Source organism: Klebsiella sp. 28, from assembly GCF_018223905.1.
GTDB lineage: Bacteria > Pseudomonadota > Gammaproteobacteria > Enterobacterales > Enterobacteriaceae > Klebsiella > Klebsiella pneumoniae.
This window is the reverse complement of record NZ_JAGRQY010000122.1, coordinates 29,719-41,875: the sequence shown is the minus strand read 5'-3', so window position 1 is coordinate 41,875 and position 12,157 is coordinate 29,719. Positions and strand designations below refer to the sequence as shown.

9 protein-coding genes and 1 pseudogene are annotated in these 12,157 nt (G+C 60.5%); 5 read left to right on the top strand and 5 right to left on the bottom strand.

The window, feature by feature from the left end:
- The 5 genes from KHQ28_RS20320 to KHQ28_RS20300 form a co-directional block, all read left to right on the top strand.
- A partial coding sequence (locus KHQ28_RS20320) for an aminoimidazole riboside kinase (RefSeq protein WP_211777664.1) occupies window positions 1-721 on the top strand: 721 nt, incomplete at its 5' end.
- Between the two features lie 164 nt (window positions 722-885).
- Entirely contained in the window at window positions 886-2,403 is a 1,518-nt protein-coding gene (locus tag KHQ28_RS20315) for a carbohydrate porin (protein ID WP_004147437.1), read from the top strand.
- Between the two features lie 104 nt (window positions 2,404-2,507).
- Window positions 2,508-3,878 (top strand): sucrose-specific PTS transporter subunit IIBC, encoded by a 1,371-nt coding sequence (locus KHQ28_RS20310; protein WP_002892640.1) that lies wholly within the window; start codon window positions 2,508-2,510, stop codon window positions 3,876-3,878.
- Complete coding sequence (locus KHQ28_RS20305; protein ID WP_032419278.1) at window positions 3,878-5,278, top strand: sucrose-6-phosphate hydrolase; 1,401 nt, start codon at window positions 3,878-3,880, stop codon at window positions 5,276-5,278. The genes KHQ28_RS20310 and KHQ28_RS20305 overlap by 1 nt, the downstream gene beginning before the upstream one ends.
- Window positions 5,279-5,301: 23 nt before the next feature.
- Complete coding sequence (locus KHQ28_RS20300; RefSeq protein ID WP_014907957.1) at window positions 5,302-6,312, top strand: LacI family DNA-binding transcriptional regulator; 1,011 nt, start codon at window positions 5,302-5,304, stop codon at window positions 6,310-6,312.
- Between the two features lie 47 nt (window positions 6,313-6,359).
- Here KHQ28_RS20300 and KHQ28_RS20295 read toward each other — a convergent pair.
- The 5 genes and pseudogenes from KHQ28_RS20295 to KHQ28_RS20275 all read right to left on the bottom strand — a co-directional run bounded on the left by KHQ28_RS20295 (window position 6,360) and on the right by KHQ28_RS20275 (window position 12,084).
- A pseudogene (locus KHQ28_RS20295) lies at window positions 6,360-6,969 on the bottom strand (hypothetical protein).
- 183 nt (window positions 6,970-7,152) lie between these two features.
- On the bottom strand, window positions 7,153-8,175 hold the full coding sequence (locus KHQ28_RS20290; protein WP_004152946.1) for an ABC transporter permease: 1,023 nt from the start codon (window positions 8,173-8,175) through the stop codon (window positions 7,153-7,155).
- Window positions 8,176-8,194: 19 nt separating this feature from the next.
- Window positions 8,195-9,679: a sugar ABC transporter ATP-binding protein gene (locus tag KHQ28_RS20285; RefSeq protein ID WP_004142660.1), complete on the bottom strand. Its 1,485-nt coding sequence runs from the start codon at window positions 9,677-9,679 to the stop codon at window positions 8,195-8,197.
- A gap of 32 nt (window positions 9,680-9,711) precedes the next feature.
- Entirely contained in the window at window positions 9,712-10,635 is a 924-nt protein-coding gene (locus KHQ28_RS20280) for a sugar ABC transporter substrate-binding protein (protein ID WP_002892597.1), read from the bottom strand.
- 429 nt (window positions 10,636-11,064) lie between these two features.
- Window positions 11,065-12,084, bottom strand: a complete 1,020-nt coding sequence (locus KHQ28_RS20275; protein ID WP_004191476.1) for a LacI family DNA-binding transcriptional regulator — start codon at window positions 12,082-12,084, stop codon at window positions 11,065-11,067.
- Window positions 12,085-12,157: the final 73 nt, after the last annotated feature.

The following is a 12,157-nucleotide window of genomic DNA, read 5'->3' as shown; positions in this document are numbered from 1 at the left end:
GGTGGATGTGAACTACATGCGCCTCGATGCGGCGCAGCGCACCTCCACGGTGGTGGTCGATCTCGATAGCCACGGGGAGCGCACCTTTACCTTTATGGTCCGTCCGAGCGCCGACCTGTTCCTTCAGCCCGAGGATCTCCCGCCGTTTGCCGCCGGTCAGTGGCTGCACGTCTGCTCCATCGCTCTCAGCGCGGAGCCGAGCCGCAGCACGACATTCGCGGCGATGGAGGCGATAAAGCGCGCCGGGGGCTATGTCAGCTTCGACCCCAATATCCGCAGCGACCTGTGGCAGGATCCGCAGGACCTTCGCGACTGTCTCGACCGGGCGCTGGCCCTCGCCGACGCCATAAAACTTTCGGAAGAGGAGCTGGCGTTTATCAGCGGCAGCGACGACATCGTCAGCGGCATCGCCCGGCTGAACGCCCGCTTCCAGCCGACGCTACTGCTGGTGACCCAGGGTAAAGCGGGGGTCCAGGCCGCCCTGCGCGGGCAGGTTAGCCACTTCCCTGCCCGCCCGGTGGTGGCCGTCGATACCACCGGCGCCGGCGATGCCTTTGTCGCCGGGCTACTCGCCGGCCTCGCCGCCCACGGTATCCCGGACAACCTCGCAGCCCTGGCTCCCGACCTCGCGCTGGCGCAAACCTGCGGCGCCCTGGCCACCACCGCCAAAGGCGCCATGACCGCCCTGCCCTACAGGGACGATCTTCAGCGCTCGCAGTGATCCCCTTGGGCCGGTTAACGGCCCACTTTGCTGGCGACATCACAATTCTTAAACCGGTTTAGCAATTTTTATTTTCACCGCGTTACCGACATGTTTACCATATCAACTAAACCGGTTTAGCAAACATTAGCACACTCACTGATTTACCTTTGGATGTCACCAACATGTATAAAAAACGGAAGTTAGCCATTCTTATTGCTTTGCTAACCGGCACCGCCGCCGCCCATGGGCAGACAGACCTGAACAGCATTGAAGCGCGTCTCGCCGCCCTGGAAAAACGCCTGCAGGACGCCGAGACCCGCGCCAGCACTGCCGAAAGCCGCGCCGCCTCAGCGGAGCAGAAAGTTCAGCAGTTAACCCAGCAGCAGCAGCAAACCCAGGCCACCACCCAGCAGGTGGCCAGGCGCACCACTCAACTGGAAGAAAAAGCCGAACGGCCCGGCGGCTTTGAGTTCCACGGCTATGCGCGTTCCGGGGTGATCATGAACGACTCGGCCGCCAGTACCAAATCCGGCGCTTATATGACCCCCGCCGGGGAGACCGGCGGCGCCATTGGTCGCCTGGGCAACCAGGCCGACACCTATGTGGAAATGAACCTCGAACATAAACAGACCCTGGACAACGGGGCGACCACCCGTTTCAAAGTGATGGTGGCCGACGGACAGACCACCTATAACGACTGGACGGCAAGCAGCAGCGACCTGAACGTACGCCAGGCGTTCGTCGAGCTGGGCAACCTGCCGACCTTCGAAGGCCCGTTCAAAGGCTCGACCCTGTGGGCCGGGAAACGCTTTGACCGCGACAACTTCGACATCCACTGGATTGACTCGGATGTGGTGTTCCTCGCCGGGACCGGCGGCGGGATATACGACGTGAAATGGAACGACAGCCTGCGCAGCAACTTCTCGTTATACGGCCGCAACTTTGGCGATATCGCCGACAGCAGCAACAGCGTGCAGAACTATATCGTCAGCATGAATAACTTTGCCGGCCCGGTGCAGATGATGGTCAGCGGGATGCGGGCGAAAGATAATGACGACCGCCAGGACGCGAACGGCAATCTGGTGAAAGGCGATGCCGCTAACACCGGGGTTCATGCCCTGCTGGGCCTGCACAATGAGAGCTTCTATGGCCTGCGCGACGGGACCAGCAAAACGGCCCTGCTGTACGGCCACGGGCTGGGCGCCGAGGTTAAAGGCATCGGCTCCGACGGCGCGCTGCGCCCGGGGGCCAATACCTGGCGCTTCGCCAGCTATGGCACCACGCCGCTGAGCGATCGCTGGTTTATTGCCCCGGCCGTGCTGGCGCAGAGCAGTAAAGATCGTTATGTCGATGGCGACAGCTATCAGTGGGCCACCCTCAACCTGCGTCTGATTCAGGAAGTGACGCAGAACTTCGCCCTCGCCTGGGAGGGCAGCTATCAGTACATGGATCTGCAGCCTGAAGGCTACAACGATCGCCATGCGGTCAATGGCAGCTTCTACAAGCTGACCTTCGCCCCGACCTTCAAGGTGGGCAGCATCGGCGACTTCTTCTCGCGGCCGGAGATCCGCTTCTATACATCGTGGATGGACTGGAGCAAAAAACTGGACAACTACGCCAACGATGACGCGTTAGGCAGCAACGGGTTCAAATCGGGCGGCGAATGGTCGTTCGGTATGCAAATGGAGACCTGGTTCTGACGGCCACCGGGGCGACAGGGTAAATAACACATAAATATAAGGTTCGCGGCGCCTGCCACGGCTGGCGCCGCCCACGCCATATCATCATGCATTTAGAGGGTACTATGGATTTTGAACAGATTTCCCGCTCACTGCTTCCCCTGCTGGGCGGCAAGGAAAATATCGCCAGCGCCGCGCACTGCGCCACCCGCCTGCGGCTGGTGCTGGTCGACGACGCGCTCGCCGATCAGCAGGCGATTGGCAAAATCGACGGGGTGAAAGGCTGCTTTCGCAATGCCGGACAGATGCAGATCATCTTCGGCACCGGGGTGGTCAATAAAGTCTATGCCGCCTTTATCCAGGCCGCAGGCATCAGCGAATCGAGCAAATCCGAAGCCGCCGACCTGGCGGCGAAAAAGCTGAACCCGTTCCAGCGCATCGCCCGCCTGCTGTCCAACATCTTCGTGCCGATTATTCCGGCCATCGTCGCCTCCGGCCTGCTGATGGGCCTGCTGGGGATGGTGAAAACCTACGGTTGGGTCGACCCGAGCAACGCTCTCTATATCATGCTGGATATGTGCAGTTCGGCGGCGTTTATCATTCTGCCGATCCTGATCGGCTTTACCGCCGCACGCGAATTTGGCGGTAACCCCTATCTGGGCGCGACCCTCGGCGGGATCCTCACCCATCCGGCGCTGACCAACGCCTGGGGCGTCGCCGCCGGCTTCCACACCATGAATTTCTTCGGCATCGAAGTGGCGATGATCGGCTACCAGGGCACCGTCTTCCCGGTGCTGCTGGCGGTGTGGTTTATGAGCATGGTCGAGAAGCGGCTGCGCCGCGTGATCCCTGACGCGCTGGACCTGATCCTCACTCCGTTCCTGACGGTGATTATCTCCGGCTTTATCGCCCTGCTGCTGATCGGCCCGGCCGGTCGCGCGCTCGGCGACGGCATTTCGTTTATCCTCAGCACGCTTATCAGCCACGCCGGCTGGCTGGCGGGCCTGCTGTTCGGCGGCCTCTATTCGGTGATCGTTATTACCGGTATCCATCACAGCTTCCATGCCATCGAGGCCGGACTGCTGGGCAACCCATCGATTGGCGTCAACTTCCTGCTGCCGATCTGGGCGATGGCCAACGTCGCCCAGGGCGGCGCCTGCTTTGCGGTGTGGTTTAAAACCAAAGATGCCAAAATAAAAGCCATCACCCTGCCGTCGGCGTTTTCGGCGATGCTGGGGATCACCGAGGCGGCAATCTTCGGGATTAACCTGCGCTTTGTGAAACCGTTCATCGCCGCGCTGGTGGGCGGTGCCGCCGGCGGCGCCTGGGTGGTGTCGATGCACGTCTACATGACCGCGGTGGGCCTGACGGCGATCCCGGGAATGGCTATCGTGCAGGCCAGCTCGCTGCTGAACTACATTATCGGAATGGCGATCGCCTTCGCCGTGGCCTTCGCGCTCTCTCTGACGCTGAAATACAAAACGGACGCTGAATAATGTCATTACCGTCACGTCTGCCTGCGATCCTGCAGGCCGTTATGCAGGGCCAGCCGCAGGCGCTGGCCGACAGCCATTATCCGCAATGGCATCTGGCGCCGGTCAACGGACTGCTGAACGATCCTAACGGCTTTTGCCAGGTCGCCGGGCGTTACCACCTGTTTTATCAGTGGAACCCGCTCGCCTGCGACCATACCTATAAGTGCTGGGGACACTGGAGCTCTGCCGATCTGCTGCACTGGCGGCACGAACCTATCGCCCTGATGCCGGATGAAGAGTATGACCGCAACGGCTGCTACTCTGGCAGCGCGGTCGAGTTCGAGGGCGCCCTGACTCTGTGCTACACCGGCAACGTGAAATTCCCCGACGGCGGGCGCACCGCCTGGCAATGTCTGGCGACCGAGAATGCCGATGGCACCTTCCGCAAGCTGGGGCCGGTGCTGCCGCTGCCAGAAGGCTATACCGGCCATGTGCGCGACCCTAAAGTGTGGCGGCAGGACGGGCGCTGGTACATGGTTCTTGGGGCGCAGGATGTGCAACAGCGCGGCAAAGTGCTGCTGTTTACCGCCAGCGACCTGCGGGAGTGGCGCCTGGTGGGCGAGATTGCCGGGCACGACGTAAACGGCCTGGCGAACGCCGGCTACATGTGGGAGTGCCCGGATCTCTTTCCGCTGGCGGACACCCACCTGCTGATCTGCTGCCCGCAGGGGCTGGCCCGCGAAGCGCAGCGCTTTCTCAATACCTATCCGGCGGTGTGGATGGCAGGCCGCTTCGACGCCGAACGCGGGATCTTCGACCACGGCCCGCTGCACGAGCTGGACAGCGGATTTGAGTTCTACGCGCCGCAGACCATGCAGGCAAAAGATGGCCGCCGCCTGCTGGTCGGCTGGATGGGCGTCCCCGACGGGGAAGAGATGCATCAGCCCACCCGCGCGCAGGGCTGGATCCATCAGATGACCTGCGTGCGTGAGCTGGAGTGGCAGGCTGGCACTCTGTATCAGCGTCCGCTGCGCGAGCTGGCCGCTCTGCGCGGGGAAGCCCAGGGCTGGTGCGGACAGACCCTGCCCCTCGCCCCGATGGAGCTGGCCTTTGACCTTTCCCCCGACAGCACGCTGGGGCTGGACTTTGCCGGCGCCCTGCAGCTCACCGTCAATCGCGACGGCCTGCGTCTGTCGCGTCGCGGCCTGCAGACGGCGGAGATGCATCACCGCTACTGGCGCGGCGAGGCGCGACGCCTGCGGATCTTTATCGACCGCTCCAGCGTGGAGATTTTCATCAACGATGGCGAGGGGGTGATGAGCAGCCGCTTCTTCCCGGGCTATCCGGGGCAGCTCATTTTCAGCGGTGCGACGCCGGTGGCATTCTGCCGCTGGCTGCTGCGGCCATGCATGGTAGAATAAGCGTTTTGCTTTCAGGCTCCCGGGTGCTGATGAAAACCAAACGCGTAACTATCAAAGATATCGCCGAACTGGCGGGCGTCTCCAAAGCGACCGCCAGCCTGGTACTCAACGGTCGTGGTAAAGAGCTGCGCGTGGCGCAGGAGACGCGCGAGCGCGTGCTGGCGATCGCTCGCGAACAGCACTATCAGCCGAGCATTCACGCGCGCTCGCTGCGCGATAACCGCAGCCATACCATTGGTCTGGTGGTGCCGGAGATCACCAACTACGGGTTTGCCGTTTTCTCCCACGAGCTTGAGACGCTCTGCCGGGAAGCCGGCGTGCAGCTGCTTATCTCCTGCACCGACGAAAACCCAGGCCAGGAGAGCGTGGTGGTCAATAACATGATCGCCCGCCAGGTCGACGGCCTGATTGTCGCCTCTTGTATGCACAGCGATGCCGACTATCAGAAGCTCAGCGAACAGCTGCCGGTGGTGCTGTTTGACCGCTCCCCCAGCGACAGCGCCCTGCCGCTGGTGATGACCGACTCGGTCACCCCAACGGCCGAGCTGATCTCCCGTATCGCGCCTCAGCATGCGGACGAGTTCTGGTTTCTCGGCGGCCAGCCGCGGCTGTCGCCGTCGCGCGACCGGCTGGCGGGGTTCACCCAGGGCCTGGCCCAGGCGGGGATCACGCTGCGCCCTGAGTGGGTGATCAACGGCAACTACCACCCCAGCTCCGGCTATGAGATGTTCGCGGCGCTCTGCGCGCGGCTGGGGCGTCCGCCGAAGGCGCTCTTCACCGCGGCCTGCGGGCTGCTCGAAGGGGTGCTGCGCTATATGAGCCAGCATCATCTGCTGGATTCCAATATTCATCTCGCCAGCTTCGACGATCACTATCTGTATGATTCGCTTTCCCTGCGCATTGATACCGTGCAGCAGGATAATCGCCAGCTGGCCTGGCACTGCTACGATCTGCTCAGCCAGCTGATCGACGGTCAGGCGCCGGAGCCGCTTCAGCGCTACCTGCCCGCCACCCTGCAGATTCGCCATCCCTGACGGCGCGGTTGGCAATTAGCGTTTTCGCCTGGCGCGCGCCGCCTGCCTCAGCGCCAGCAGCGCGCTGGCGAACACCGCGCCAAGGCCGATAGTCACCGGCCAGCGGTAAGCCACCAGCAACGAGGGCAATCCACCATCCGGCGCCAGCATCACCAGATTCCAGCCCGCCAGCCCCGCGTTGCCGTTCAGCGCCTGGCTTAACATCCGCTGATGCGGGGCGAATGGCTGAATGGTCTGGTAGTGGCTGCCGAACAGCGGGGGCTGCATCTCTCGCGGGAACTGCGCCTGCACCTGGGCCAGCACGCTGGCCGGCAGCGCGTGCGATGCCGCCAGCAGATGCCCGTCGCCATTCACCAGCAGCAGCTGATAATGCCGCTCCCGGGCGAGGGTCTGGAGAGCGGCGCGCATCGCCGCCAGCGGCCAGGTCGCTTCCCGCTGCGGCGCCGGAATGTTCATCCGCCGCTCAAGGCGTTCCGCCACCCACTGCGCATCCTCCTCCAGCTGGCGGATCTGCCTCTCACGGTAAACCTCTCTGGCCGGCAAATTCATGCCCCGACCGAGCGCCAGGATCGCCAGCCCCGCGAGCAGCGTGACGATAAGGCCCCTTTTTCCCGCTAGCCAGCGCGGCGAGAATTTGCCAAAGGATGGTGTATTCATACGACTCCAGAAACCGCAGGCCACGCGTGGCCCCTGACGAATGGACAACGGAAGTGGCGAAACTGTACAGGATGCGCAGCGCGGGCAAAACAGACAGGCGGAGCCTGGCGGGGAGTATTTTGTTTATTTCTGGACAGGACGGGCGGCAACGGCATCCTTCGCCGTTGCAGCCCGTTGATAAGATTAGTGTTTTTTCCGGTTGCGACGCATATCGATGGTTACCGCCGCAACGATAATGATGCCTTTAATAATATCCTGCACATAGGCATCGACGCCGACAAAGGTAAAACCGCTTTTGATCAGGCCAAGGATCATCGCACCAATCAGGGTGCCGGTAATGCGCCCCACTCCGCCCATTAAGCTGCTGCCGCCGATCACCGCGGCGGCAATCGCGTCCAGCTCGTAGGACATCCCCATACTCGACTGGCCGCTGCTGACGCGCGCCGCCAGCACCACCCCCGCCAGTCCGGAGAGCGCCCCGGCGATGGTGTAGACGATCACCAGATATTTATTCACGTTGATGCCGGACACTTTGGCCGAGGTCATGTTGCCGCCGATGGCATACACATATTTGCCATACCGGGTATGCTTCAGCGCAATGTGAAACACGGCGGCGATCACGAAGAAGATAATCACCGGCATCGCCCCCTGGCCTATCGCCGTAAAGCTGTCGGAGAGGAAGCTGATCGGGTTGCCCTGAGTGTAATACTGCGCCAGACCGCGCGCCGAAACCATCATCCCGAGGGTGGCGATAAACGGCGGGATACCGGTCCGCGTCACCAGGAAACCGTTGGTCAGGCCGCACAGCAGGCCGACGCCGATCCCCGCGCAAATGGGGATCACCGCCGGCAGGTTGACCAGCGCCGGGAACATTGGCGACAGGCTATCGGAGGTTTGCGCCAGGCTGGCCGCCACCACCGCCGCAAGGGCAATAACCGAGCCGGAGGAGAGGTCAATCCCGGTGGTGATGATCACCTGGGTGACGCCCACGGCGATGATGCCGATAATCGCCACCTGCAGCACAATCAGCACCAGCCGGTTGGTATTGAGCAGGAACGACTGGTCGCGAACATACCAGCCGGCGATTTCAAAGGTCAGGGCAATCACCAGCATCACCACAAAGATGCCGGTATCTTTCGGCATTTTATGCCGCAAATTAGCGAAGAAGGAGGAACCCTCGCTGGCCGGAGCCGCCGTTAATTTCATATTACTCATTCTCTGTGCCTCAATGGGATGCCAACGACAAAATGGTTTCCTGGTCGGCTTCGTCTTTTTCCAGGATGCCGGTGATACGACCTTCATGCATCACCATGACCCGATCGCTCATGCCAAGGATTTCCGGCAGTTCAGAGGAGACCATAATCACCGCCACCCCCCGATTCGCCAGTTCACTGATAAGATGATAAATCTCCGCCTTCGCCCCGACGTCGATACCGCGGGTCGGCTCATCGAGAATTAAGATTTTCGGTTGCGCTAACAGCCAGCGCGCAATCAGGACTTTTTGCTGATTCCCCCCGCTGAGGTTATTAATAATTTGATCCATCGTCGGCGTTTTAATATTAAGCCGGCGTATTTGCTCCATGCAGTCTTCGGCCATTTTCACGTGCTGGACAAAACCGCTCTTGCCGATATATTCCGGCATTTTGACGATACTCATATTTTCCAGCACCGACAGCACCAGAAACAGGCCCGACTTTTTCCGGTCTTCGGTTAATAATGCCATCCCCTTTTCAATCGCCACGGAGGGGGAATCGATGGTCACCGGCGCTCCGTCGATCAGCACTTCGCCGCTGTCGAAGCGCTCCATACCGAACAGGCTTTCCATCACCTCGCTGCGCCCGGCGCCCACCAGCCCGGCCACGCCCAGGATTTCGCCACGGCGTACGCTAAAGCTGACGTCATGGAACACGCCCTGACGCGTCAGGTTGCGAACCGTCAGCACCTCTTCGCCGATGGTGTTATTAAATTTCGGAAACAGCTGGGTTAATTCGCGGCCCACCATCTGGGTGATCAGCGACTGCCGGGTAAATTCGGTGGTGTTTTTGCTCCCCACCCAGGTGCCGTCGCGAAAGACGCTGATCTCATCGGTGATGGCAAAGATCTCATCCATTTTGTGGCTGATATAGATGATCGCTTTACCCTGGGCGCGCAGGTCGCGGATGATGGTGAACAGGTGAGCCACCTCGCCTTCGGTCAGCGCCGAGGTGGGCTCATCCATGATCACGATATCCGCGTTCCATGAAACCGCTTTGGCAATCTCCACCATCTGCTGGGCGGCGATGCTCAGGTCGCCCACCAGCCGGTCAGCGGTTAAGCGGATATTGAGCTTATCCAGCAGCGCCTGGGTCTGGCGGGTCAGCTGGCCGTGGTCGACAAAGCCGTACTTCATCGGCTCGCGCCCCAGCCAGATATTCTCCGCCACCGTCATATGCGGCACCAGATTGAGCTCCTGGTGGATCATCGAGATCCCCGAGCGCAGCGCATCCATGGTGTCGGTAAACTCCACCGGCTCCCCTTTCACGCGAATCGACCCTTTATCGGGGCGATAGATACCGATCAGGCATTTCATCAGCGTGGATTTACCGGCGCCGTTCTCGCCCATCAGGGCATGCACCGTTCCCGGACGCACGCGCAATGAGACATTATCGAGCGCCTTCACGCCGGGGAAGAACTTACTGATACCTTCGGCTTCAAGGGCAAAAGCGTTCATACATCCACCTCCGTACCACAGGTTGGCCAGGACTATTTCTGATTACGGTTGGTAAATTCAGCCATGTTCTCTTTGGTGATCAGCTGATACGGCACGTCGATGATTTTTTCCACTTTCTCGCCGTTCGCCAGCTTGATGGCCGCGTCGACTGCGCCTTCACCCTGGCCTTTCGCATCCTGGAAGATGGTGGCGATCATCTTGCCGCTCTTCAGCATCTGCAGCGCGTCCGGGGTGCCATCCACGCCGGCGATGAGAATATGGTTCGGGTTTTTGCCCAGCGCCTGCAGGGCGCCGATCGCCATTTCATCGTTGTTGGAGGCGATGGCCTGGATATCCTCACCGCTGGTCATCCAGTTGCTGACCACATCCACTGCGTCATTGCGGGTAAATTTCGCGGTCTGCTTCTGGACGATTTTGATGTTCGGGTATTTCGCTACCACCTCTTCCACCCCTTTGGTGCGGTCGCGAGTGGATTCATTCGCCAGGTCGCCGAGCAGGATCGCCACATTGCCCTTACCGTTCATCGCTTTCGCCAGCGCTTCCATCTGCAGACGGCCGGCAAGAATGGAGTCCGATCCCACATAGGCCATCTTGTCGGTCAGCTCCGCCTGCGGACGGCGGTTCACAAACACCAGCGGGATCCCGGCTTTGGTGGCCTGATCCATGATCGGTTTCACCGCGTTGGTATCCACCGGGTTGACGATAATGGCGTCCACCCCCTGGCCGATAAAGTTCTGTACCTGCTGCAGCTGCTGGGAGACATCCCCTTTCGCGTCCTCGATCTGCGATTTAACGCCATCTTTTTTCATCTCTTTTTGCATCGAGGTACGCAGGATCGTCAGGAAGTTATCGTCAAACAGCGCCATCGAGACGCCAATGGAGACATCTTTTGCCATAACCACCGCAGGCAGCATGCAGGCTAACAAAGAGGCAACAATCGTTTTCTTAATATTCATAGTTGATCCTTGATTTTGTAGGTACGCCGGTGAATGAAACAAAATGAAAAATTAATTTCAGTTACGTTGCGGCAAATGTCTGCTGGTATATCGACGACGCTGCGGCACCTCTCGCACTCCATCGTGATCTAAATCACAAATAACGGCTGTTTTATCATCACTATTTTGAAACATCAGTCCATTTACGCCGCAACATGGATTTCAGACCATTTATTTCATTAACAAGACATTTGAAACTTTTATAAGTAAATAACTGAAATGAAAATTTTAAAACTATGCAGTAACAGAATTTTGACAGACATCTAACATTGCCGCATAAATGAGCGAAAAATGAGAAGCAGACAACGCTTTGAAGCGATCCCTCCCGGCGGGGTGGTCATTTACCCGCCGGGGAAATCCGTGTTGTCAGGAAGGGAGGCGCCGCACGCCTTAGTCCACGTTCTCGGCGCTGTAGAGGATAAAGTCGACTTTACCGTCGGCATAGGTTTGCGGCTGGTAGCCGGACTCCAGATGGCGCAGCATCAGGTCGATCGCCAGCTGGGCGTGCTGGCGGGTGTTCTGATCGAGCGTTAACGCCAGGCTGCCCTTCGCCAGCTGCTGCCGGGTGGTGTTGTAACGCTCATGGGTGATCCAGCAGACGTCGCCTTCGCGGCGGTGGCGGGCCAGCGCCTCGGCAATCTGGGTATTGCCAAGCCCGGTGTTATAGATCCCAACAATATTTCGGCTGCGGCACAGGGCTTGCTCCACCAGGCGGGTGATCTGCTCCCGCCGCTCCTCGCCCGCCAGCACGTCGCTGAGCTGCAGGTGGGGAAAGCGCTGGCTCAGCACCTCGCGGAACCCCTGAATGCGCAGGCGATGCGCGCTGTAATCTTGCCGGCCGCTGACCATCAGCACCTCGCCGGGCCGCGGCGTCATTCTCCCCAGCATTAACCCCGCCGTGCGGCCAGCCTGCAGCTGATTGATCCCCACGTGGCAGAGTCGGTCGGCGCCGGGCAGGTCCGTCGCCAGGGTGATCGCCGGGACGCCAGCCTCCCGGCAGCGGCGCAGCGCGTCATGCACCGCGGGATGGTCATTGCCGAAGACGATGATCCCCTGACGTTGCTGGCAACTGCGCGCAATGCGCCGGGCCAGCGTCGTCGGCTGCGACTCCGGGACAAAGGTGCGGTGCAAGGTCAGACGGCGATAGCCGAGGCTATCCGCCACGGCGGCAAAATCCTGCGCCAGCTGCGGAAAGAAGAACGAGTCATTGCTGCTGAGAAAGACCTCAATCTGCCAGGGAAAGCGGTGCTCCTCCGGCAGGATCCGCTTCAGCCCCGCCTCGCGCGCCGCCTGCAGCACTTTGCGCGTGGTCTGCGGCGATACGCCGCCGCGCTCGTTCAGCACCCGGTCAACGGTGGCCACGCCGACGCCAATCTGTCTGGCCAGCATCGCCAGTGAAATGTTTTTCATCGCCCCTCTCTTCATGATGGAAATCCATCAAAACGGCAGTGTCAGTGAGTTTAGCAAACCGATTATGGTGGCA